The 25,276-nt window shown below is 49.2% G+C and carries 17 protein-coding genes; 11 read left to right on the top strand and 6 right to left on the bottom strand.

Going from position 1 to position 25,276, the window contains the following annotated elements:
* Positions 1-17: 17 nt before the first annotated feature.
* Positions 18-521 (bottom strand): GspH/FimT family pseudopilin, encoded by a 504-nt coding sequence (locus ACN0TT_RS02005; protein WP_417760464.1) that lies wholly within the window; start codon positions 519-521, stop codon positions 18-20.
* A 215-nt stretch (positions 522-736) separates the two neighbouring features.
* On the opposite strand from ACN0TT_RS02005, the gene ACN0TT_RS02000 reads away from it, so the two are divergent.
* A complete protein-coding gene (locus ACN0TT_RS02000; protein WP_238895690.1) occupies positions 737-1,075 on the top strand; it encodes a P-II family nitrogen regulator in 339 nt (112 codons plus the stop codon).
* Between the two features lie 93 nt (positions 1,076-1,168).
* Here the strand turns inward: ACN0TT_RS02000 and ACN0TT_RS01995 are convergent, their stop codons facing one another.
* The 4 genes from ACN0TT_RS01995 to ACN0TT_RS01980 form a co-directional block, all read right to left on the bottom strand.
* A complete protein-coding gene (locus ACN0TT_RS01995) occupies positions 1,169-1,339 on the bottom strand; it encodes a small highly charged protein (RefSeq protein WP_417760463.1) in 171 nt (56 codons plus the stop codon).
* A 146-nt stretch (positions 1,340-1,485) separates the two neighbouring features.
* Positions 1,486-2,775, bottom strand: coding sequence for an RsmB/NOP family class I SAM-dependent RNA methyltransferase (locus ACN0TT_RS01990; RefSeq protein WP_417760462.1), 1,290 nt, complete (start codon positions 2,773-2,775; stop codon positions 1,486-1,488).
* Positions 2,776-2,840: 65 nt separating this feature from the next.
* Positions 2,841-3,512, bottom strand: coding sequence for a DUF2461 domain-containing protein (locus ACN0TT_RS01985; RefSeq protein WP_417760461.1), 672 nt, complete (start codon positions 3,510-3,512; stop codon positions 2,841-2,843).
* Positions 3,513-3,536: 24 nt separating this feature from the next.
* On the bottom strand, positions 3,537-3,764 hold the full coding sequence (locus ACN0TT_RS01980) for a hypothetical protein (RefSeq protein ID WP_417760460.1): 228 nt from the start codon (positions 3,762-3,764) through the stop codon (positions 3,537-3,539).
* A gap of 341 nt (positions 3,765-4,105) precedes the next feature.
* Here ACN0TT_RS01980 and ACN0TT_RS01975 point away from each other — a divergent pair, with 341 nt between their 5' ends.
* Positions 4,106-6,001, top strand: coding sequence for a methyl-accepting chemotaxis protein (locus ACN0TT_RS01975; protein WP_417760459.1), 1,896 nt, complete (start codon positions 4,106-4,108; stop codon positions 5,999-6,001).
* 99 nt (positions 6,002-6,100) lie between these two features.
* Here ACN0TT_RS01975 and yiaY read toward each other — a convergent pair whose 3' ends face one another.
* Positions 6,101-7,249, bottom strand: a complete 1,149-nt coding sequence (gene yiaY, locus ACN0TT_RS01970; RefSeq protein WP_417760458.1) for an L-threonine dehydrogenase — start codon at positions 7,247-7,249, stop codon at positions 6,101-6,103.
* 326 nt (positions 7,250-7,575) lie between these two features.
* Here yiaY and ACN0TT_RS01965 point away from each other — a divergent pair, with 326 nt between their 5' ends.
* The 9 genes from ACN0TT_RS01965 to ACN0TT_RS01925 all read left to right on the top strand — a co-directional run bounded on the left by ACN0TT_RS01965 (position 7,576) and on the right by ACN0TT_RS01925 (position 25,275).
* A complete protein-coding gene (locus ACN0TT_RS01965) occupies positions 7,576-8,064 on the top strand; it encodes a MarR family winged helix-turn-helix transcriptional regulator (protein WP_417760457.1) in 489 nt (162 codons plus the stop codon).
* A 527-nt stretch (positions 8,065-8,591) separates the two neighbouring features.
* Positions 8,592-10,739, top strand: a complete 2,148-nt coding sequence (gene malQ, locus ACN0TT_RS01960) for a 4-alpha-glucanotransferase (RefSeq protein WP_417760456.1) — start codon at positions 8,592-8,594, stop codon at positions 10,737-10,739.
* A gap of 23 nt (positions 10,740-10,762) precedes the next feature.
* Positions 10,763-13,039: a 1,4-alpha-glucan branching protein GlgB gene (gene glgB / locus ACN0TT_RS01955; RefSeq protein WP_417760455.1), complete on the top strand. Its 2,277-nt coding sequence runs from the start codon at positions 10,763-10,765 to the stop codon at positions 13,037-13,039.
* A 2-nt stretch (positions 13,040-13,041) separates the two neighbouring features.
* Positions 13,042-15,288: a glycogen debranching protein GlgX gene (gene glgX / locus ACN0TT_RS01950; RefSeq protein WP_417760454.1), complete on the top strand. Its 2,247-nt coding sequence runs from the start codon at positions 13,042-13,044 to the stop codon at positions 15,286-15,288.
* Positions 15,285-17,804: a glycogen/starch/alpha-glucan phosphorylase gene (locus tag ACN0TT_RS01945; RefSeq protein WP_417760453.1), complete on the top strand. Its 2,520-nt coding sequence runs from the start codon at positions 15,285-15,287 to the stop codon at positions 17,802-17,804. The genes glgX and ACN0TT_RS01945 overlap by 4 nt, the downstream gene beginning before the upstream one ends.
* Positions 17,805-17,840: 36 nt before the next feature.
* A complete protein-coding gene (gene glgC, locus ACN0TT_RS01940) occupies positions 17,841-19,109 on the top strand; it encodes a glucose-1-phosphate adenylyltransferase (protein ID WP_417760452.1) in 1,269 nt (422 codons plus the stop codon).
* Positions 19,109-20,701, top strand: coding sequence for a glycogen synthase (locus ACN0TT_RS01935; protein ID WP_417760451.1), 1,593 nt, complete (start codon positions 19,109-19,111; stop codon positions 20,699-20,701). The genes glgC and ACN0TT_RS01935 overlap by 1 nt, the downstream gene beginning before the upstream one ends.
* 72 nt (positions 20,702-20,773) lie before the next feature.
* Entirely contained in the window at positions 20,774-23,827 is a 3,054-nt protein-coding gene (locus tag ACN0TT_RS01930) for an EAL domain-containing protein (RefSeq protein ID WP_417760450.1), read from the top strand.
* Between the two features lie 422 nt (positions 23,828-24,249).
* Positions 24,250-25,275 (top strand): CobW family GTP-binding protein, encoded by a 1,026-nt coding sequence (locus ACN0TT_RS01925; protein ID WP_417760449.1) that lies wholly within the window; start codon positions 24,250-24,252, stop codon positions 25,273-25,275.
* The last annotated feature ends 1 nt before the right edge of the window (position 25,276 follow it).

The following is a 25,276-nucleotide window of genomic DNA, read 5'->3' as shown; positions in this document are numbered from 1 at the left end:
AGCAATGACACATTAAATTAACAATTTGTGTTGTCGCTAAGGTGAATTCGTCCCGCTTGATTAACGATGATCGCTTGTGCGTCCACACCACTTTCCTGCGGGCAGTAACTCAAGGTGCCATTCATGCCGCTGGCTAAACCAGTTGGCAGAAAGCGGATGGCTTGGCGATTGAAAGAGATATCTGCTTCTCCGCCAAATTCCCCTGATTCATACAAGACCGGCTCCCCGTCATCCTTTTGGAAATTGCCATTGATATCGACAAATACGGTCACGCCTTGCTGCCAAAGATTTTGATTGCAATTGTTATTTTCTAAATGGCACAGTGTGGTGCGTGCACCGTAACTAATCGCTTGGTTGCGAGCAAGCCAAATAGCCTGACGTAATTGTTGCAGTGTGGTGGACGCTTGATAATGGGCCATCAAGCTTTTGAGTGAGGGTACACCAATGCCCAAGATGATACTGGCCACACAGATAGTGACCATCAACTCCACTAAGGTGAAGCCGCAGCTGCTGAGTTTCATAGACAAATCCTTTGTCGTGGTTGAGAGTCTGCATCCTGCAAACACGGCTACCAGTTTAGGAGCTATCAGCTGTGATGAAAATGCTGTTTTTAGACGATTATCTAATAACCAAAAGCGTGCGTTATAGTTAAATTTACGCTTTGGCTGGCAGCTTTCGTCGTCAGCTGCGTGTTAAGCTAGCGAAAAATTGAAATAAAGGCTTAAAGGAGTACCTGATGAAAAAAGTGGAAGCGATAATCAAGCCGTTCAAGCTTGACGATGTACGTGAAGCGCTGGCTGAGATCGGTATTACCGGCATGACAGTGGTAGAAGTGAAAGGCTTCGGACGTCAAAAAGGGCACACTGAACTCTATCGCGGTGCTGAATATATGGTGGATTTTCTGCCAAAAGTGAAAATTGAAGTTGTCATCAAAGAAGAGCTGGTGGAACAGACGGTTGACGTCATTGTTGATGTGGCTCGCACTGGCAAAATTGGCGATGGTAAGATTTTTGTCACGGATGTGGAACGTGTGATCCGCATTCGTACCGGTGAAGAAAACGAAGAAGCCGTTTAACCGGTAACTGCATGAATACAAAAGGGCTGGTTATTGACCAGCCCTTCTTTTATTCGGTGCTTGCGCTACCATCATGAAGATGCGATGCCGCTATTATTCCCACTTGGTGTTCAGATATTCTGTCTCCATATGTTCGTCATAGTAACGGCGCTTAGTGTCGCGACGACGCTGCTTCACTTTCTTACTGCGTTGCTTGCTACGCAGTTGGTCATCATCATCGTTCCATGATGCGTCATCTTCATCAAAATAGTATTCGCGTGACATGTTACAGGTCCAATCAACAGTGCAAATATAGCACTCGATCTTTTTACTCAAAGCTGTTGCTAAGCTAAAGCGAAATATTTAGTGCTTATCGGTAAGAATTTTTTGCCGTTGTAAATTGACCCGTATGACCACTCGAATGCGGTTGATTATGATGCCCGTCGTAGTCGTGCGACAAACATCCCATCACTATCCGCTTCAAAAGGCCAGATAGTCAGGTATTGTGTCACACTGCCAGTAAAGGGATGTGTCACTGTTTCCAGCGTAAATTCTGGGTGTTGTTGCAAAAATTTTTCAACGAGCAGCTGATTTTCGGTAGCGGTGATAGAGCAAGTCGCGTAGACCAATACTCCAGCGGGTTTAACCGCAGCCGCCGCCCGCTGTAAAATCTTTTGTTGCAGTTCGGCACTGTTATTAACGACCGATTCATCGTCTAACCAACGCTGGTCGGGGTTACGACGCCAAGTGCCGATACAACTGCAGGGCGCATCGACCAATACGCCATCAAAGCTGGCGCTGGCGACGGGGAGCGTGTCATCTTGCCAAGGGGCGGTGCTAATGTTGCTGAACCCCGCTCGTTGGGCGCGTTTTTGCAGCTCATTCATAGCGGCAGGTCGTACATCAGACACCACGATATCGGCGACTGTGTTACCTGCTTGTTCCATCAATGAGGCTAGCTGCAGGGTTTTACCTCCAGCGCCACAACAGGCATCCCACCAATGTTCACCAGCATGAGGTGCACAGATCTGGCCAATCACTTGTGACGCCAAATCTTGCACTTCAAGGTGTCCATCGCGATATAAAGGCACTTGTTGTAAGTTAATACTTTTTTGACCCAAATTAACCGTGTCACTAAAGTGCCCCGCTGTGGCGGCAATCTCAATAGCCTGCAATTGTGCCAGCGCGTCAGCTCGCGACATACGTTGTACACGCCCCCATATCGGTGGGCGTTGACACAGCGACTCAATCAGCGCTTCTTTAGCGGTAAAATCAGCAGGCAGATATTGCCATAACCAATCTGGAACCAGTTGTTCTAGGGTGAACAATTTAGGCGCAAAACTATTGTTGAGCCAACGGCAGGCCGCTTGTGGGCTATAAATTTCATCGGCCACGTAATATTGCGTATCGGCCAACGTGGCCCAAGCTTCGGCAATATCCTGCCAGGCGTGTTGCTCTATTTGGCTTGTCAGATAGAGCAGTAAGGTACGTGCAGACCCCGCGCTTTGCTCAGGTTGCAACTGTTGTAACCAGCCCCACCAACGAAATAGACCAAACAGGGTTTCTCGAATAATGCGACGGTCTTTTGCCCCATGTTTTTTAGTGGCACGAAAATACTCCGCAATGACGCGGTCGGCATTTTTTTTCGATGTGATGATGTCATCAAATAGGCCATTAATGGTGGTGGCATAGCTTAAGGCGCGTTTTTCTATTGGGGTCATCGCAAGTTTCCGGCGTGGGCTGATAGTGCAGGGCGCGGAGTATAGCAAACTTCCCGCGCTGTCACTTAATAATCGAGTTCAAGGGCGAAGCAAAGATAGCCCATCAGTTTTTGCACGGCTTGAAACTCTTGGGCGCAAAAATCTACAAAGTCGTCGCGACAAACTTGTTGGCTGCTCAAACTTTTGATGGCAATAAAATCTTTGCGTTTAAGTTCATCAATCAAGGGGTGTTGCTTATCAAACCCCTTGGGGGGACGTTGCAGCGAATCGCCGTCCAACATGAAGCCGGCAGCAGTTAACTGTGCAATTGCTTTGAGGTAACTGTTGGGATTGTCATCAATACATTGACGAATTTTGTTGAGCTCTGGCCCTGCCGGATGCCAACAGCCGGCAGCAAGAAAACATTCATCTTCGGCAATATGCACGTACATACCGGGGGCGTGTACATCACCCGCCTGAAAATGACGAAACTGGATGCCGACATTGAGTTTATATGGTGATTTGTTGTGGCTGAAGCGGGTGTCTCGTTGGGGCCGCATTAAACTGCCGCCGACCTTTTTAGCCACTGCGGTCATACGTGGTGACATCGCCTGAATATGTGGCTGCATAAGCTCAATAAATTGCAGCGCTGGCGTACGTACATTGTCTTCGTAGGTTTGTTGGTGTTCTTTAAACCAGCTACGTTCGTTGTTGTGTTTCAGTGCACGTAAAAATGCAAAACTTTGGTCAGAAAACATCACGGTCCCTTGCTGATGACTGGACTACTTAGTAGCGATATCCGCTTCTAGCTCAATATCGGTACAACCTTTAGCGCAGCGGATACTGCCAAGCACATCGCCTTTGGCGCTGGGCAACTTAGCACTGAGCGCTTTGCCACAATGGTCACAAAGCATCGTCTTGCCGGCGAGCAACGCTTTGATCATACGCTGTTGCTGTTTAAACGACAGGCTGCTGCGTTGGTTGAGTTCGGTAAAGTTTGGCTTGGTCATTCAATTGATAATAGTTGCCTACTAGTTACGGCCGATTATACGGGGCCGTGGTTGATCTCGGCAAACTACGGGCGAAATCCAGCGATTGCTGAAGGAAAATCAAACAAATCTTAGCCGCTATTCGCAGTAATTTTTCTCATGCATTCCGCGTTGTTGAATATATTTTTAAGCCTTTTCAGATTGTTATCTAACATCGCTACTGAAATTACCGCACGGCGTCCAAATAAATTCACTTTTACATTAATTAACCGCAGTCATATGGTCGCTTATATGAGGCATGGGCGTCTTAATGTTAGGTGCGCTTATGCCCCTGCTGTAGTTTAAGGATAGTTATGCTAACGATGTTTAAGAATTGGTCGCTGAAGGTGAAGATTACGCTCACTTCAGCGTTATTATTAGCGCTATTGAGCATATTGCTGATCTGGCAAAGCCTGACAGCGCTAAATAGTACGATCAACACCACCTTGGATGCCAACATTGATGGCTTTGCGCAATCGGTGTCAGTCAACTTGGGTAACTGGATGGATGATCGTATTCAAGCTATTGAAAAAACTGCTAACTCACTAGCAACAAATAAGGACATTGCGCCACATATCTTGTTGCAACAGACCAACGAAGCCATGCGTTTTCGCATTACTTATCTCGGTACTGTCGATGGGCAGATGCTGCAAAACGACCCGAACGTCATCCTTAAAGATTACGACCCACGCACCCGCAGTTGGTATAAGGGCGCCGTTGCTAATAACGACCTGTTTATTAGTGATCCGTATACCTCGGTAACATCGGGTAAGTACGTGGTAACTATCGCTTACCCAGTAAAACGTAACGGCCGATTGATTGGTGTTATTGGGGGCAACTTGACCCTCGACGCGCTGACAGAAACCATTGGTAAGTTGAGTATTGCTGGCAATGGTTACGCGCTGTTGATTGATGATAGTGATCAGTTGATTGCCCACCCACAAGAGCGCTGGCGTCGTAAAGTAGCCTCTGAGTTTTCAGACAAGCTGTCGCCAGCCAAACTGCAACAGCTGACAGCACGCAATACGATTGAACAGGCAAATATTGCAGGGCAAGACAGCTTACTGTATTCAGTGAATATTCCACACACTCGCTGGACGTTTGTAATGGTGATGGATCGCGATACCGTGATGGCTCCAGTGCATCGCCAGTTGTGGGTCCAATTAGGAATTGGTGCCATTATTCTGCTCGGTGCCACCATGTTGTTAGCCTTTATGGCACGTATTTTGTTCCATGATTTGGAGCAGATCCGCCAAAACCTGAACGCGATTGCGTCAGGTAACGGCGATCTTACCCAACGTCTCCCCATTACCAGCAAAGATGAGATAGGCCAACTGGCGAGCAGTTTTAACCGCTTTATCGAGCAGTTACATGGCATTATCTCAACGCTGAAAGTCACGTCACAATCGTTGCAACTGGAGTCTGAATCATCAGCCAGTGCGGCACAGCAACAACATAATCGTGTGCAAAAGCATCAATCTGAGCTGCATATGGTGGCCACCGCAGTGACTGAGATGGCTTCTGCCACGCAAGAGATCTCCTCCAATGCAGAAACCACATCACAGCAAGCGATGGATGCGGTGACATTAGGTGAGCAGGGATGTGAGCAGGTTAGCCGCAGTCGCCAGTCGATTTCTGAACTCGCAACCGATCTTAGCCACACCAGTGCAATTATTGATAAGTTACATGAACATTCCCAGACAATTAGTTCCATTCTTTCTACCATTGCCGGGATCGCTGACCAAACCAACTTGCTAGCGCTTAACGCCGCAATTGAAGCCGCACGCGCGGGCGAACATGGTCGTGGTTTTGCGGTGGTTGCAGATGAAGTGCGAGTGTTATCACAACGCACTCACCAGTCGACGCAAGAGATTGAAGCTATGATTGCTGAGCTGCAACAATCCACGGTCGCGGCAGTGACCGCTATGACTGACGCCAGTGAAAAGGCTGATGGCAGCGTGGCAGACGCAGAAGCGGCTAGCCAAGTGCTGCAGCAAATTAGTGATGCGGTGCGCAGCATCAATGATATGGCGGCGCAGATAGCCTCGGCAGCTGAAGAGCAAGCGTCGGTGACTATCGAAATTAACCAAAACACCGAGATCATTCGTGAAGTTGGTGATGAGATGTCGCGTAGTAGTGAGGCCGCATCAGCTGGTGCCATCACGCTCAAAGAGCTCGGCAGTGATATCAGCCGTGAAGTGAATAAGTTCGTTATTTAATGTGTGACGGATGAACCCATATAAGAAAGGCCTCGTAACGAGGCCTTTCTTTTAGGCGGCTAGAACTGGAGGTAGCGCCAGTCTCTAGCGGTACATCAACTACATCGCATTTTTGAAGATTTGGCAGATCTCTTCATGAGTTGCTTGTTTAGGGTTAGTGATACCGCAAGCATCTTTCAGGGCGTTGGTTGCCAGTGTTGGAATATCCGCCTCTTTCACGCCAATGGTGGTGAGGTTGGCTGGAATATTGATATCTTTTGCCAGTGTTTTAATGGTGCGGATCGCGGCTTGTGCGCCTTCTGCATCACTCATGGCAGAGACATCAACACCCAAGGCTTTGGCGACGTCTTTCAGACGAGGTGCAGCGACTTGAGCGTTGTACTCTTGTACAAATGGCAATAGCAAGGCGTTACATACGCCATGAGGCAAGTCGTAGAAACCGCCGAGTTGGTGTGCCATCGCATGTACATAGCCTAAGCTGGCATTGTTGAACGCCATACCTGCTAAGAACTGCGCATAGGCCATTTGTTCACGCGCTTCCAAATTGCTACCTTCATTAACCGCTGTGCGCAAATTATCACGAATGATTTCAATCGCTTTAATTGCACAAGCATCAGTAATTGGGGTTGCTGCGGTAGATACATAAGCTTCTACGGCGTGGGTTAATGCATCCATACCTGTTGCTGCGGTCAAACCTTTTGGTTTTTTCAACATCAATTCTGGGTCGTTCACTGACAAAATTGGGGTAACGTGTTTGTCAACGATAGCCATTTTGATATGACGTTTTTCATCAGTGATGATACAAAAACGCGTCATTTCACTGGCGGTGCCTGCAGTGGTGTTAATAGCAATTAATGGCAGCTGAGGTTTTGCTGATTGGTCGAGACCTTCATAGTCGGCAATATTGCCACCATTTGCGGCGACTAAGGCAATCCCTTTCGCGCAATCGTGTGGAGAACCGCCACCTAAAGAAATTACGCAATCACACTTATTGGTTTGCAGCAGTGTTAACCCAGCTTCAACGTTACTGACGGTTGGATTGGGATGCACGCCGTCGTAAACGGTCGCTGCTAACCCCGCGTTGCCCAACTTCTCAACAACACTGCCAACGATACCGATATCAACCAAAGGCTTATCAGTGACAATCAACGCATGTTTGAAACCAAATGATTTGATATCACCGACGGCTTCGTCTAATGAACCTTTACCAAGTACGTTTACAGATGGAATGAAGAATTTTGTAGCCATGATGACACCTCCTAGTGTTAGGGCTTTTCTCCGCTCTCGCGTGGCAGTTGGTTTAGCAAGAAGTTTAATAGAAGTAAACTTGAGTAATTGTGCTCTGAGTATCAATTACCTGCACGACTCTGCCCGAGAACATTTACGTATGTCTCGTTTAACTTGTTCAATTTAATATAAATAATGCAAGATAAGACGGGGTAGACTCTTGAAATCCTTATGCGAAAAGGCTAACGGAGTTTTTTGGCAAGTCGCTATTAGATTTTGGTATAATCGGGAGCCATCGCTCGTACTATGACCTGATCTTTCCACCCAAAATAGAGTTATCGCTGTTCATGGAAAAACATCAATTACTGTTAATTTCACTGCGCAAAATTATTCGTGCCATCGACTTACATAGCCGACAGTTGAGTAAGCACTCTGGATTAACGGGGCCGCAGTTGATGGTGATGCAACAGATAAGCTCACTGGGCAATCCGTTGCTGAAACAGATCGCCGCAGAAATTAATCTCAGTCCAGCTACCGTTACCTCGATCATCGACCGATTAGAAGCCAAAGGTTTTGTTAGCAGAGAGCGTTCGGTGACGGATAAACGCAAAGTGCACCTGTTACTTAGTGATACAGGTAAAGCACTACTAGCCAATGCACCATTACCTTTGCAGGAACATTTCATAGAGCATTATCAATCGCTTGAAGCTTGGGAACAAAGCCAATTGCTGTCAGCGGTTGAGCGCATTGCAGCGATGATGAATGCTGAAGCGTTGGATGCTGCGCCTATGCTATTAGTGGGCCAGATAGCTGACGAGAAATCTGAATTAAAATAGTGCGTCCCACAGTTTCTCATAGATGTTGATTAGCGCAGGTGCCAATAACTCGCATGCGCCCAGTGTGACGACATATCCGCTTCAGATTGGTCGCTAAAGATGCGTTTTTTGCAAAACGGCGGCGCTGCATATCGGCGCTTACGCCATGCCCAACGCGATTCTGCCTCTCCCCGGTGTCGCCAAGATGAGCACCTTCTTAAGCGTGTTGATGTACACGCTCATCTCCAAATGTCCCCACGGTTCATTTAATTAACGGCTTTACCAACAAGCAGTTAACTTCTCTCTGCTTTGGTTGCACTTGAATGGTGATCTGTTGCACAGTTTTACATCGTTGATTGCACAATATAACCCCATCACATTGTCATCAGTTGATGCAATAATTGTGCAAAAAATAGCTAATATGCTGATTTGTAATGGTTAGTTTTGAGCGGGTTGTTTCACAATAAGTATTTGTGAAAATTGAGATTTGCTTATGGCATGTAACCTGCTCAATAATTGTTATTCAAAACTGTCACGGGGAACTATGGATGGATCTGGACAAGTTGCTTTACCTGCAAGGTGTTGGAAACGGTTTTGTTGACTGTAATGGTGTTTATCATGAGGTGCCAACATCAGATCGGGAGTATCTGCTCAAAACCATGTGTTATGAGCAACTAAGCTCGGTAAGCGCAGCTGATTATCCGCAATGGGTTGATGGCAGAATCGACGAGTTGGATGCACAACCGTGGACCAAATTACTCCGTCCTTTACAATGGGCTGATGTCGATCAGCCGATGCTGACCTTTCAAGTTCCTGCCCAATTTTCTGGCAAATTAACGCTGGAGTTGACCGCCGAACAGCAAGCCCCAGTCATACTGACATTTGATGTGCAAGCTGCTGGTATTACCGGCGATTACTTTACCCGCAATCAGTCATTTGTAGAGCGCAAGTTAGCGCTAGCGCCGCTATTGGCAGCCATCGATGAAGCATTGCCGGGTATGGGCTACCATCAGGTAAATTTGACCTATGCCGATGATGCTACTTCAACGGAGCAGGGCATTTTACTGTTGGCTCCCACACAAGTTTACGGCGCCGATTTAGCCAGCGTAGCGCCAAATAAACGCCCTTGGGGCGTAAGTCTACAAGTCTTCTCGTTATGGAATGCCGAGTCAGCAGGTGGTTCTTTGCCTACAGCATTTGGTGATTTTGCCGCGTTGGCCGATACCATCAAAATATTGGCCGCTCAAGGCGCTGATTTCTTACTGCTTAACCCATTACATGCCTTGCCTCTGCATGAGCCGGAAGCCGCCAGTCCTTATAGCCCATATGATCGACGTCGCTTACATTGCTTGTATATCACTCCAAGTTTATCGGCCGAGGGGCAAACGCCACAGTGGCGTGAGTTTTTACCTAAGCGTATGCCAAAAGCCGACAAAGGTGAGGAATGGATTGATTACACCCTAGCCGCACACTACAAGGCGGCCGAGCTTAAGGCGATGTTTAAGGTGTTTAATGCCTATCCGGCAACACATCCAAGACGTATCGCTTTTACCGAATTCTTAGACGCTGAAGGCACTGCATTGCAGCACTATGCCGAGCAGCAGGCAGATGAAGCCACAGCGCCTTGGTTGAAGAATCCTGAATTTTATTGCTATTTACAGTTTGTTGCGGAAGAGCAACTAGCTCTGTGCCAACAGTTAGCCACTGATAGTGGTATGGCGATCGGTTTGATCCGTGACCTTGCCGTAGGCGCAGTGGGAAGTGGTGTTGAGGTGTCGCGAGAAATTGAGCAATTTTGCACCCGCGCGAGCATCGGTGCTCCACCAGATCCATTTGCCCCACAAGGGCAAAATTGGGGGCTGACGCCATTAGATCCTATCGGCTTAAAACAGAATAACTTTCAACATTTTATCGAAATGTTGCGCTGCAATATGCGCCATTGTGGTGCATTACGAATCGATCACTTTATGGGGCTATTTCGCTTGTGGTGGTGGCCAATCGCGGAGTTAGGCCAACCGCAACCGACGGGCGCATATATCTATTATCCATTTGAACTGATGATGGCTATTTTGCGCTTAGAAAGCCATCGTGCGGCTTGCATGGTCATCGGGGAAGATCTCGGCATTGTGCCACCAGAGATTAAAGCGCCGATGACGGACGCCGGCATCTATTCCAACGAGCTATTTTACTTTTGCAGCGATGATTATCACTACCCGCAATATGCGGGCTTTAAAGCGCCCCACGACTATAAATCACACGCTTTAATGATGCTGGCTAACCATGATGTACCGACGATGGCCGCTTGGTGGCAAGGTAAAGATCTGCTCAAGCGGCATGAGCTTAATCTGCTGAGCCAAGAGGATCTGCAACATGCGCAGCAACAGCGGGAACATCAACGGCAAGGTGTATTGCATTGGCTGAAAGATATGGCGGGGCTGACGGAATCCTCTGCAACGCTAGATGTGATTTTACCCACTTGGGCCAAAACGGTCGCCTCTGGCAATTCGCAGCTATACAGCATTGCGCTGGCGGATTTATTGGCCGAGGTCGATGCTATTAATATCCCCGGTACCAGCAGTGAATACCCCAATTGGCGGCGGCGTTATTCCGTCCCCGTTTCCCAATTTGCGGCCAAGAACTTATTCGTAGACGTGCTGACGGCGGTGAGGTCGGTACGTAACACTCATCATTCTTAATGTTTTGACAGGAGGAGCAGGAGATGAAGCAGGAGATGTCTGAACCAGTAACCGAAGGCGCTGTGTCTGGCGAGTCCATTGGCAACACTCCAAACGATGTCTGTCCGGAATATGGTTGTGCTCGGGCATTAGCGGAGGGCCGTCATGGAGATCCATTTAGTTGGCTAGGCATGCACTTAGTCGGTAGCGACAAGCCATCTCTTGTAGTACGGGCGGTGCTGCCCGGTGCGACCAAGGTGGATGTGTTAGATAAAAAAACGGGCAAGAAAGTCACCAGTTTAACCGCGGTGTCCGGCGCGGAGCCATTGTTTGTCGGTAAGATGCCGCGTCGCGTCAAGCCGTTCCCCTATCTGCTACAAGTCAGTTATCCCGCCGCACAACATACGGTGAGCGATCCCTATTCGTTCTCATCGTTACTCAATGATGATGATACCTATCTGTTTAACGAGGGACGTCAGCAGCAAGCATGGCATTTTCTCGGGGCTAACTGGCATGAGGTCGATGGCGAACAGGGGATCCAATTCTGCGTGTGGGCGCCCAACGCACAATCGGTGTCGGTGGTGGCGGATTTCAACTGCTGGGATAAGCGCCGCCATAGCATGCGGAAACATCCTGCCTCAGGGATTTGGGGAATTTTTATTCCAGGTTTAGTTGGATTAGAACACTACAAATTCGCCATTCAAACCGCGGGTGGTGGCTGGCATGAAAAGGCCGATCCTTATGCGCGCAGCATGGAGCCACCACCCTATAACGCCTCGATTGTGCCACCACGAGATCAATGGCAGTGGCGCGATAGCAAGTGGATGAAGCGGCGCGCGCAAACCGCATGGCACCAAGCCCCCGTAAGTATTTATGAGGTGCACTTGGGCTCATGGCGCCGTAAAGGTGATGATGGCCGCGACTACATTAGCTACCAAGATGCCGTTAGCCACCTGATCCCTTATGTGAAAGAGCTGGGCTTTACTCATGTGGAGTTTATGCCGCTGAGTGAGTTTCCGTTTGATGGTTCTTGGGGTTATCAACCCGTGGGTATGTATGCGCCAACCTACCGTTTTGGCGATGCGGCAGGTTTGAAGATGATGATCGATGCCTTTCACCAAGAGGGCATTGGGGTGATTCTAGATTGGGTGCCAGCGCACTTTCCTAAAGATCCTCATGGGCTGGGCAACTTCGACGGCACCTGTTTATATGAACATCAAGACCCACAGCGTGGCAGCCATCCAGATTGGGATACCTTGATCTACAACTATGGTCGCAAAGAGGTGCAAAGCTTTCTACTGAGTAATGCCTGTTATTGGTTACAAGAGTTCCATATTGATGGCTTACGGCTGGATGCGGTGTCCTCGATGTTGTATCTCGATTACAGCCGCAAAGCCGGAGAGTGGTCTCCCAACCAATTTGGTGGCCGTGAAAACCTAGAAGCTATTGAGTTGCTGCAGGAGCTTAATACCCGCCTGTACGCCAGTTTTCCCGGTATTATGATGATTGCCGAAGAGTCCACGGCTTGGGGCGGTGTCAGCCGCGCGGTAAGTGCTGGTGGCCTTGGATTCGGTTTTAAATGGAATATGGGCTGGATGCACGACACCTTGTGTTATATCGGTCGCGACCCGGTGTATCGCAGCTTCCATCATCATGAAATGACCTTCTCAATGGTGTATGCCTACACCGAGCAATTTATCTTATCGCTAAGCCATGACGAAGTGGTGCACGGCAAGCGCGCATTGCTAGAAAAAATCCCCGGTGATGATTGGCAGAAGTTTGCCACGTTGCGCGCTTATTACGGCTTTATGTGGGCGCATCCGGGCAAGAAATTACTGTTCATGGGCAATGAGTTTGCGCAGCGGCGTGAATGGCAACATGACTACAGTTTAGATTGGCATTTGCTGCAATACGCGCCGCACCAACAGATGAAACAGTGGGTGACGGATCTCAACCATGCTTATACCGAGCTTCCCGCATTGTGGCAACGCGACATGGAAGGCAATGGTTTTGCATGGTTGGATTGCACTGATACGGGTAGCAGTGTGTTGGCTTTCTGCCGTTTTGACGCCAAAGGCCGCCCAGTGGTCGTAGTGTGTAACTTTACTCCCGCAGTGCGGGAAGGTTATCGCATCGGCTTGCCACAAGGTGGGCATTACCGTGAACGATTGAATAGCGACAGTCACTTCTATGGTGGTGCCGATGTTGGTAATAACGGCACCATTGTCAGTGAGTATCAACCGTGGCAGGGCATGAAGCACTCAGCGGTAATTACCTTACCGCCGCTTGCGACCTTGTACTTCACATTGCAGGAGAACTAACCATGTTCATGCGTCCGGGACAACCCTATCCCTTGGGCAGTTCAGTGGTAAAAGATGAGCAAGGCCAAGTCATCGGGGTCAATTTTGCGCTGTTTTCTGCTAATGCGACAGAAGTCGAGCTGTGTTGCTATGAGCAGGATAGCGGCGGCCACTGGCGTGAGTTGGAACGCTATATATTGCCTGAGTATCGCCAGCAGATCTGGTGCGGTTTTTTGGAAGGTGCCGCTGCAGGATTGTGCTACGGCTATCGCGTTAAGGGACCGTATCAACCTCACTTAGGGCATCGCTTTAACCCCAATAAGTTATTGATGGACCCTTATGCTCGATGGTTCAAAGGAACACTACAGCCGGGGCCGTGGATGCTTGGCTATGCGCGAATTGACGAGCAAGGCAAGCCACTCGATGTTGAATGCTTATTGGAATCTCCTGAGTTTGAAAGCGAACTTGCGCAAACTCAGGGGGTTTCTGCTGATGGCAATATCGGTGATGACACCTTACTGAACTGTGTTGATAACGCTTGGGCAGTGCCGCGTTCGGTCGTGGTGGAGGAGCAAGCGTTCTCCGGTAAACGTTTGCTGCCACAATCATTGAACTCGGAGGTGATCTTTGAACTGCACGTAAAAGGGTTTACCCAGCAGTTTCCTGATTTGGCTGATGAACTCCGTGGAACCTACGCCGGGCTAGGCAGTCCGCAAGTGATTGAATATCTGCAATCGCTTGGTGTTACCAGCGTAGAATTGCTGCCCGTACATAGTTTTTTTTCTGAGCCATTTCTTGATGATAAAGGGATGACAAATTACTGGGGTTACAACAGCGTAGCCTTTTTTTGTCCCCACCGAAGCTATTGCGCCACCGACGATGGTATTCAAGAGTTTCAGCAGATGGTGGACAATTTTCATCAAGCGGGCATTCGCGTCATTTTAGATGTGGTGTACAACCATACCGCCGAAGGCAATCGCCTCGGGCCTAGTTACAATTTCCGTGGTATTGATAACCTCAGTTACTACCGCCTCTATCCCAATGATAAACGTTTTTATATCAACGATACCGGCTGCGGCAACTGTTTGGATATTAGTCATCCGCGCGTGTTGCAGTTGGTGATGGATTCGCTGCGTTATTGGGTGTCAGTGATGGGCGTGGATGGTTTTCGTTTCGATTTAGCCAGCTGTTTAGGACGAGAGCCGAAAGGCTTTGATGCTGGCGCTGGCTTTTTTGATGCATTGTTGCAGGACCCAATATTAAGTGGTGCGGCGATGATTGCCGAGCCGTGGGATATTGGGCCCGGAGGTTATCAGCTAGGTCAATTCCCGCTGCCTTTTTCAGAATGGAATGATCGTTATCGCGATACCGTGCGCCGTTTTTGGCGCGGCGATCATGGCATGTTGCCAGAGTTGGCGAAGCGGCTACATGGGTCTGGCGATCTGTTTGAGCATTCAGGGCGTGGGCCATGCAGTTCGGTCAACTTTATTACTAGCCATGATGGCTTCACGTTGAATGATATTGTGAGTTATGAGCAACGCCATAACGAAGCTAACGGCGAAGAAAACCGCGATGGTCACCATGAAAACTTTAGCGCCAATTATGGGGTGGAAGGCGATACCGATGAGCCAGAAATTTTAGCCATCCGCCAGCAGCAACAGCGCAATATCATGGCCACTTTATTGCTTTCGCAAGGGGTGCCCATGATGCTTGCTGGTGATGAGCAGAGCAATAGCCAGCGCGGTAATAACAACGCCTATTGCCAAGACAGTAACATCGGCTGGATAGATTGGCGTCAAGATGAAGCGGCGCAACAGATGCGCAGTTTTTGTCAGCGCTTGATTAGTCTGCGGCGCCAGTCTGCGGTGTTTCAAACGCGCGAGTTTATTCACTCCGCCAACCCTAAAGATGAGCACGCCTTAGGTTGGTATGACCGTCATGGCGACGAAATGACGTGGAAACATTGGGCCGAAGGTAATTGCCGTAGCCTACAGTTATTGATGAAAACCACTGAAGCAGATGGTCGTGTAGAGATGTTACTCATCATGATGCACGCGAGTGAGGAGGAAACTGAGTTCGTCATTCCAGAGATTGTCGAGGGTTACCGTTGGCAAGCCTTGCTAACCACCAGTTCGGCAATAGGGTTACCGCAAGACACTGAAAGTTGCTTTGAGGCAGGCACTAAGTTGTCGGTATCTGCAAGATCGTTAATTTTACTCGGGGCGGTAATGCCCGGAGAACAGGGATATGGAAGAAGGAGTAATGCATGACTGAAGCGTCAAAGAAAGCCCCGGCTAAACGGCCGGCTAAGCGCGCCACACCTGCAAAAACGACGACTGCTGCAACAGTTCCAGCACCTGCGGTAAGTATGGGCTGTGAACCTTGTGATTCACTGAAAGTCGCCTTTGAGCGTCAACTGAGATACGACCTAACGCGGGATGAGCAATCGGAATCAGGGATGTTTCATGCATTGGCTATCGCCGTCAAAGAGCAGTTACTGGATAACTGGCGTGATACCCGCAAAGCCGATATTGAACAGCAGAAAAAACATGTGTCGTACTTGTCCCTAGAGTTTCTGATGGGGCGGGCTTTAGGCAATGCACTACTCAATCTTAATATGTCTAATGAGTGCCGTAACGTGCTCAACAGTTACGCGGTTTCGTTGGAAGCATTAGAGCAACAAGAACACGATGCAGGTTTGGGTAATGGTGGCTTGGGCCGCTTGGCGGCGTGTTTTCTTGATAGCTGTGCCACGTTAGATCTCGCCGTTACCGGTTATGGTATCCGTTACGAGTACGGCATGTTCTTGCAGAAGATTGTTGATGGCTATCAGGTTGAACAGCCTGACCGTTGGCTGCGTGATGGTAATCCGTGGGAAGTCCGCGTACCGCAGCATAACGTCACAGTGAAGTTTTTTGGTCATACCCACAGTTATGTGGATGCTACTGGCCGCCGCCATATGTTGTGGAGTGATACGCAAGATGTTGCCGCTGTGGCTTACGATATGCCAGTCCCCGGCTATCGCAATGGCCGGGTTAACACGCTGCGCCTGTGGAAAGCCGAAGCCACCAATGAGTTTGATTTGGCAGAGTTTAACCAAGGTGACTACACCGAAGCTGTTGCGGCGAAAAACTTGGCCGAGCAGATCACTATGGTGCTCTATCCCAATGACAGCAGCGAAAACGGTAAAGAGTTACGCTTGCGGCAGCAATACTTTTTGTCGTCCGCCAGTTTGCAGGATTTGCTGCGTAACTGGGTACTTAATCATGGCATGGATTTCAGCAAATTCGCCGAGCTCAATGCTATCCAACTGAACGATACCCATCCGGCGATTGCTGTACCTGAGTTGATGCGTCTGCTGGTGGATGTCTATGAAATGGATTGGGATCCAGCGTGGAACATCGTCAGCAAATGTATGGCCTACACCAACCACACGCTGTTGCCAGAAGCATTGGAACGTTGGCCGGTACGTATGTTCAAACATATGTTGCCGCGCATCATGGAGATCATCTACGAAATCAATGCGCGTTATCTAGATGAAGTTGCGCATCGTTGGCCGGGCAATACCGAGAAACTGCGGGCAATGTCGATTATTGAAGAGGGGCCAGATCCACACGTTCGAATGGCTTACTTAGCCATTGTGGCGTCCTTCTCTGTTAACGGCGTGGCGGCGTTACACACAGAGCTGCTAATGAGCGGTTTATTCCGTGACTTTTATGAATTATGGCCGCACAAATTCAATAACCGCACCAACGGTGTTACCCCAAGACGCTGGATGGCCTACTGTAACCCGACACTGTCAGCGCTGATCTCCAGCAAGTTAGGCGATGACTGGGTGACCGATTTAACTAAGCTCGAAGGGCTGAAAAAATTAGCCGATAACAAAACCTTTGCCGATGCTTGGTATCAAGTTAAACAAGAAAATAAAGCCGCATTAGCTAAGTTGGTGGCAGAGCGGTGCCATGTCGAGTTTGATACCTCAATGATGTTTGATGTGCAAGTTAAACGTATTCATGAATACAAGCGGCAACTGCTAAATGTGCTGCATGTCATTCATCTGTACCAGCGCATCATTAATGGCGATACCCAAGGCATGCAACCCCGTTGCGTATTGATTGGGGGGAAAGCGGCACCGGGGTACGCCATTGCTAAACTTATCATCAAGTTAGCCAACAATGTGGCGCATATGATCAACTGCGATCCTAAGGTCAATAAATGGCTGCGCTTCGCCTTCCTGCCGGATTACAACGTCTCCGCCATGGAAGTTATCTGTCCCGGAACCGACTTGTCGGAGCAAATCTCTACCGCAGGTAAGGAAGCATCCGGCACCGGCAACATGAAGTTTATGATGAATGGCGCGTTAACCATCGGTACGTTAGATGGTGCCAATATCGAAATGCTAGAGCAGGTGGGTGATGAAAACTTCTTCCTGTTCGGTTTGAATGCTAAGCAAGTTGAGGAGCTGCGACGCCATTACCGACCATGGGAATATATCGCCGCCTCAGAAGCGCTATCAGGCGTAATGACGCTACTGAAAAGTGGTCACTTTAATCTGCAGGAACCCGGCATTTTCGACCCGCTGGTGATGGCGATTGAATCCCCCACCGATCCGTGGATGCTCGCTGCGGACTTTGAAGCGTTCAGAATTGCCCAACTTGATGCGGCTAACGCCTATCAAGATAGACAACGCTGGACTGCAATGAGTATTCGCAATACCGCCGCAAGTGGACGTTTTTCAAGCGATTTTACCATCGCAGGATATCGGGATAATATCTGGAAAGCCTAGGAGGCTTTCCATCATTTTTTGGGGAGACCGAGCTATATGCCAAATTCCAGTCCGCGTTATATTAGTAATCTTACTCGCGATACTTATGCGTTAATTCTCGCCGGCGGCAGGGGAAGCCGTCTGCATGAATTAACCGACTGGCGTGCGAAACCCGCGTTATATTTTGGTGGCAAATTCCGCATCATCGATTTTCCACTGTCTAACTGCATCAACTCAGGTATTCGCCGAGTTGGGGTGGTGACGCAGTATAAGTCCCACTCGCTGATCCGTCACATCATGCGTGGTTGGGGCCATTTCAAGAAGGAATTGGGCGAGTCGGTCGAGGTACTGCCTGCATCGCAACGTTTCTCAGATAGTTGGTACCAAGGCACGGCAGATGCGGTGTTTCAAAATATCGACATTATTCGCCATGAACTGCCCCGCTATGTGATGGTGCTTTCTGGCGACCATGTCTATCGCATGGACTACGCTGGTTTGCTGGCGGCACATGCTGAGTCGGGTGCAGATATGACCTGCTGTTGCATGGAAGTCCCCATTGAAGAAGCGGCTAACTCCTTTGGCGTAATGGAGGTGGATCAAAACAACCGCATTTTAGGATTTCAGGAAAAACCTGCCCATCCTAAACCTGTACCAGATAATCCTGAACTGTGTCTCGCGTCGATGGGCAACTACGTGTTCAACACCGAGTTTCTGTTTGACCAGCTGAAAAGAGATGCCAAGAACGAGGCGTCTCGCCGTGACTTCGGTATGGATATCATTCCGTCGATCATTGAGCATCATAATGTATATGCCTATCCATTCCGCAGTGCCTTTCCCAATGAACCCGCCTACTGGCGCGATGTGGGAACGTTGGATTCCTTCTGGCTGGCCAATATGGAACTGTTGTATCCGACACCAGCACTCAATCTGTACGATGCCAAATGGCCTATCTGGACTTATCAAGAACAACTGCCACCAGCAAAATTTGTGTTTGATGATGATGGCCGCCGCGGCATGGCGGTTGATTCTGTGGTCTCCAGCGGCTGTATTGTCTCGGGCGCGACGGTGCGTCACTGCGTGTTATTTAACGAAGTGCGCGTTTGTTCTTATTCGATAGTGGAGGATTCCGTTATTCTGCCGGACGTGGTGGTGTTACGTAACTGCCGCATTAAAAAGGCGATTATCGATCGCGGTTGTATCATTCCCGAAGGGATGGAGATTGGCTACAACCATGATCATGACCGCGCCAAAGGTTTTAGAGTGTCCAAGGACGGCGTGGTACTTGTAACACGAGATATGCTTGGTTTGCCGGTAGGATATGAATAATGCAGCAATCGCCTAAAGTGCGTGAAGTTTTAATGTTGGCGGCTGAAAATGCCGCCCTGAAAGGTGGCAAAGTAGGGGGCATGGCGGACGTGATTCGGGATTTACCCGCCGCCTTAGCTAAGCAAGGTGTTACCGCCCATATCATCATGCCGGATTACGGTTTTCTTGCCCGAGAGCAACAAGCCGACTTTATGTGTGATTTTCCGGTACATTTCGATAGCGGTCATTTCCTGATCAAACTGTATCGTTTACCCAATCCATTGCAGCCTAAGGCGTGGATTTATCTGTTAGCCCATCAGCAATTTGTTTCTCCCGGCCACGGCATCTATACCCAAGATGCCGAGGGTCGGCCCTTCGCTACTGACGCAGGTAAATTTGCGCTGTTTTGTACCGCCGTTGCCACCGCCTTGTGCGGTGGTTTACTGCCATTGCCGGAGCGGTTACATCTGCACGATTGGCATTGTGGCTTTTTTACGATGCTGCGCCGTTACATGCAGGAATACGCCACCCTCAAACAGATCCCCGTGATCCTCACCATTCACAACCTCGCCATGCAGGGCATTCGGCCATTGCGCGGTGATATCTCATCGTTAGAAGCGTGGTTTCCGGAGTTAGCCAAAAAGCCGCCGCATCAGTTGGCGGAGATTATCGACCCGCGTTATCCCGAGTGTGTTAATCCGCTAAGAGCCGCCATCAATCTGTCTGACTCAGTACATCTGGTCTCTCCCGGTTATGCCGAGGAAGTGCTGCAACCGTCACAACATGAGCAAGGCTTTTTTGGTGGCGAAGGGCTAGAGTGGGACCTGCAACAAGTACAGCGTCGTGGCAAGCTTTACGGCATTCTTAACGGCTGCGAATATCCGCCGCTTCGAGACAATGTACCGAGCCGTGATGAGTTAAAGCGCCAACTGGTGTCGTTAGCGAACGAAGCCTTGCTGTATAAATTAGGCTTCAGTGAAAATGTGCATCCATCAGAACTGATCGCGCAGATTCGCTTGTTTCAACAAGGGCGTCCGAAAGCTTTTCTGCTGACTTCCGTTGGGCGTTTAACCGACCAAAAGATGCTGCTGTTACGCCAACCGTGGCGAGGCAAAATCGTGCTTGATGGCATTTTAACGCGCCTAAAAGCTTGGAATCCGAAAGCGCGCTTTTGGTTGCTAGGGAGTGGCGATGATGCGATTGCGCGGCAGTTCAGTGAAGTGGCGGCGCGACATGATAACTTCCTGTTTGTGAATGGCTATCATGAAGAGTTGTCTGATGCGCTGTACGCCTGTGGCGATCTGTTCTTAATGCCAAGTTCGTTTGAGCCATGTGGTATTAGTCAGATGTTGGCTCTACGCGGTGCTCAGCCCTGTTTGGTGCACAGTATCGGCGGCCTGCGCGATACCGTAGTCGATGGTAAAAATGGCTTTAGCTTCAGTGGCGATAACCTGCAAGAACAAGCCGATGAATTGCTTAACACTTTGGACCGCGCGTTAAGTTTGTATGGCAGTGAACCTTGGTTGGTGATGGTAAAAAATGCCGCCAACTGTCGCTTTGATTGGCAAACCAGTGCCAAGCTATATGTGACAGAGCTTTATGGTATGGCCTGATAACATCATAAGATTCAACGCTATGCTAAACTGATTTTATCTGCCATTTTTCTTTCAGTTAGCGAGCCACCAATGACACAAGGGATCTTGTTGGCACTTGTCCAGAACGCCGCGTTGTTATTGGTGCTCGCGATTGTTTATGAAGCAATCCCACTGCGTAAACCGAGTCGCTACTCGCTGATATGGCGCGTGCTAGCTGGCGTGATAATTGGTGGCCTTGCCATAGCGATGATGCTGACGCCATGGAACATACAACCTGGGATTATTTACGATGCTCGCAGCATCTTGCTGTGCATGACAGGGCTGTTTTTTGGGGTGGTGCCAGCGGTTGTTGCGTCGATTATTGCTTCGTTGTACCGACTTTATCTCGGCGGCATGGGCATGTGGCTCGGCATGTCGGTCATCTGCTCATCTGTTCTGTTTGGTCTCGGGTGGCGTTATTGGCGGCGCTGGCGCCAAGCGCCGCTGCAAGATATCTCCATTGCTGAGATGTTACTGTTCTCGTTTGCGGTACAAGTGCCAATTATGTTGTGGAACTTGATCCTGCCGCTCGATATCGCCATTGATGTGATGTTGGACTTGGCGGTTCCATTCTTTACGGTCTTTCCGTTAGCTAATGCTGGGTTAGGTTATGTGCTGGCTCAGCGACTGCAGCACGAGCAAGATCAACGTATCAAGTTGCAAGATGAATTTCTGTTCCGTTCCCAATTTGACAGCGGCAATATCGGTATCTCCATCGCCTCAACCGACATGCATTGGCTCAAAGTCAACCCTAGCTTGTGTAAGATCCTCGGCTATTGCGAAGAGGAACTACTACAGATGGCTTGGACTGAGCTTACCCATCCAGATGACCTCGATAGTGACTTGCAGTACTACCACAAGATGCTCAGCGGTACGATTGAGGGATACGAGTTAGAAAAACGCTTTATCCATAAAAACGGTGAGGTGGTGTACTGCAAAATCACCGTGTCATGCAAACGCGAGCGTGGCACGGTGCAACTGGTTATCGCCGGTTATATCAATATCACTGCCGCCAAACTGGCAGAACAGCAACTCAAAAGCAGTTACGAGCAACTTGAACTGGTGTTAGCAAGCTCAGGGCAAGGCTACTGGGTGTGGGATCTTCCAAAGGATGAGCTGACGTTAGATGCTCGCTCCGCAAAGATGTTGGGCTGCACCGAACAAGCCTTGGCCGAAGGTGGGCGGCAACTGTGGTATAGCGCTATCGATCGGCAAGATCTGCCTCATGTGTTAACGGCACTGGAGCAGCATATTGCGGGGGAAACGGTTAATTTTCATTGTGAATATCGTTTTCATCGCTTCGATGGACAACAACGTTGGTTTCGCGTCAATGGCAAGGTCATTGAGCGTAACGAACAGGGGGGCGCCATTAAGCTTTGTGGCGTGCATGAGGATATTACCGAGCAGAAACAGCGGGAAGTTTCGCTAAAATTGGCGGCTTCAGTATACAAAAACAGTACCGAAGCAATGGCGGTCATCAATGACAAAGGGCGTATTATCACCATTAACCCTGCTTTTAGTCAGATCACCGGTTATCGTGAAACCGATATTTTAGGACACAGTATTCGACCGCTGCGCAGTAGCCAGCAAACGGCGGAGGACTATCGCCATATTCGCGATGAACTGAAGCGAGAGAAATGCTGGCAAGGGGAGTTGTGGCTGAAGTGTCATGATGCGCGTGAAATCATTGTTTGGCTTTCTATCAATCTGCTCGCCGACGAAGAAGCCAAGTTGCATCGTTGGGTGATGTTGTTCTCTGATATTACCGAGAAGAAGAACACTGAACAGGTGATTTGGCAGCAAGCTAACTATGACCCTCTTACGGGGTTGCCCAATCGACGCATGTTTATTGAACAGTTGAACCAGGAGATCCGCCAAGCACAGCGACGCCATGCTAAATTCGCCCTGCTATTTTTGGATCTCGATTTCTTTAAAGAGGTCAATGACACCTTAGGCCACGATATGGGCGACCGCTTGTTGCGTGACACCGCGGTACGGCTTCGTAGCTGTGTGCGAGAGACCGATTTTGTGGCGCGCCTCGGCGGGGATGAGTTTACGTTGTTACTGCTTAATGCCCAAAGCAGCAAAGATGTAGAGCGGGTAGCACAGCAGATTTTGCAGCGCTTAGCTGAACCATTCCAACTCGGCGAAGAGAATGCTTACATCAGTGGCAGTATCGGCATCACCATGTTCCCTGACGATGGCCACAGCGAAGAGCTATTGTTGAAACATGCCGATCAGGCGATGTACGCCGCCAAAGCACAGGGACGTAACCGCTTTAATTACTTTACTTCTTCGATGCAGGAGCAGGCGAAGTATCGCATGAAGCTGATCCAAGATTTACGCCAAGCGGTGCAAGCTGATAGCTTTGAACTCTACTATCAGCCGATAGTTAATCTGGCGACCAACCAAGTCGAAAAAGTGGAAGGGCTATTACGTTGGTCGCACGATGAGCGCGGCACGGTCTCACCAGCGGAGTTTATTCCGGTGGCGGAAGATACTGGCATGATCCTCGATATCGGCGATTGGGTTTTCCGCCAAGCGGTGGATCAATGTGCTCAGTGGCAACAGCATTATCAGCTTGAGATGCAGATCAGCATCAACAAGTCGCCGATTCAATTTCGCGATGAAGGTGCTCGCTTTGAGCAATGGATTGATTACCTCAAGCAAAAATCAGTCACTGGTAGTTGTATCTGTATCGAAATCACGGAGGGATTACTGCTGGAAGCAAATGAAACGATTTCCAGTAAGCTACTTACCTATCGAGATGTCGGCATTCAGGTGTCATTGGATGACTTTGGCACAGGCTATTCCTCGTTGGCTTACTTGAAACGGTTTGATATTGATTATCTTAAAATTGACCGTTCGTTTACCAATCAAATCGATGTGGACGAAAATAATGTGACCTTATGCGAGGCCATTATTGTGATGGCACATAAGTTGGGGATTAAAGTGATTGCCGAAGGCGTCGAAAATGCCGAGCAAGCCGCCATTCTCAAACAGATGGGCTGCGACTATGCTCAAGGATATTTTTATTCGCGTGCCGTTACCGCTAGCGAATTCGAACTGCAATATCTGCATCGTCAAATCCGGCTACCGTCCTAAGGGGCTGTTTATCTTTGCTGGTTGTTTTTGCAGTAGACAGAGGGTGATTTAGGCAAGGCAGGTGATGTGCCGTGTAGTTATTCTCCACAAATATCACCTAACGCTGAATAAATTGCGCTATGTCACTGCCCGAAGGGTTCATTTAAACGCCTCCTGAACTTTGTTGCCTCCGGTGTGCTTAGTCGACTAAACGTTACTGGCTGCGCCTTGCTCATAATGCGTTTAATTTGAACGAAAATTAAACGCTAAGGATAAACAGCCCCTAAGGGGCGAAACGGTTTTGATGGTGTTGACTAGTCCCCGCCTAGGCTTGTTGCTCGCCCCGCGCTTGCTGCAAGTAGTCAAGCCAAGTGTATACGGGACTTATTCGCATCTTGGTTAAATCGGGGTACACTTGCGCCTCTTATAATGAGGGGAGCACTATGATTCAAGCCAATATTCCGACCCATGTGATCACCGGTTTTCTCGGCGCGGGCAAAACCACGTTTATTCAAGCGTTATTGCAATCAAAACCTGCGGATGAGACTTGGGCGGTATTGGTCAATGAATTTGGCGAAATCGGTATCGATGCCGAGTTGCTACCCTCAACCGACGGGGTCGTGATCCGCGAGGTGCCCGGTGGTTGTCTGTGCTGTGCCGCTGGGGTGCCTTTGCAAGTGGCGGTGACGCAATTAGTTGCCAAAGCTAAGCCGCAGCGCCTGCTGATTGAGCCGACTGGGCTTGGTCATCCACAACAGATTTTACGCCTGCTTAGCTCACCACAGTTTGCCCATATTTTATCGCTACGTAGCAGCTGCTGCGTGATTGACCCGCGTAAGTTGGCGGATGCCAAATATTTGCAGCACGACACCTTTTTACAACAGTTGCACAGCAGCGAGCTATTGCTACTGTCCAAGTCGGATCTATGGCGCGACCAGATTGATCTGCCCGCCTTGTTAGCCAAGTTGCCCGAATCGGTGCAGCGCCAACCACAGTTTCAATGGTCACGTAATGACGGGATCCCCGAAGCATTAATGGCAGCAATGGCAACGCCGCGCGCGGTGGTCAGTCGACCAAGTATGATGACTGCCACTAGCGGATTGCTACAAGCGCCAACAAGCGATGAGGTGGCACCGCCTGATGATGTTTATGATGCGCAAGGTATCATCTTTAAACAGCAGAGTAGTGAAGGTTATTACAGCTACGGTTGGCGTTTTGATGCCACTTGGGTATTTGAGTTTGACGCACTATTCACTTGGTTGGCGGCGGTGACCAGCGAGCGCCTTAAAGCGGTGATGATCACTAATGAAGGAATTGCCGCGATTAATCGCCTTGGCGACGAACAAACCGTTAGCGAATTGGATGACGCGATGGAATCGCGCATTGAGTTTATCTCCCAAACTGCATTAGATGCCACCGCGTTACAACAAGCATTGAGCCAGTGCCGTTGGCAGGAAGATTACCGCTAAT

The organism is Shewanella sp. (genome assembly GCF_048265805.1).
GTDB lineage: Bacteria > Pseudomonadota > Gammaproteobacteria > Enterobacterales > Shewanellaceae > Shewanella.
The sequence above is the reverse complement of the archived record's forward strand: the minus strand, read 5'-3'. Positions and strand labels throughout refer to the sequence as shown.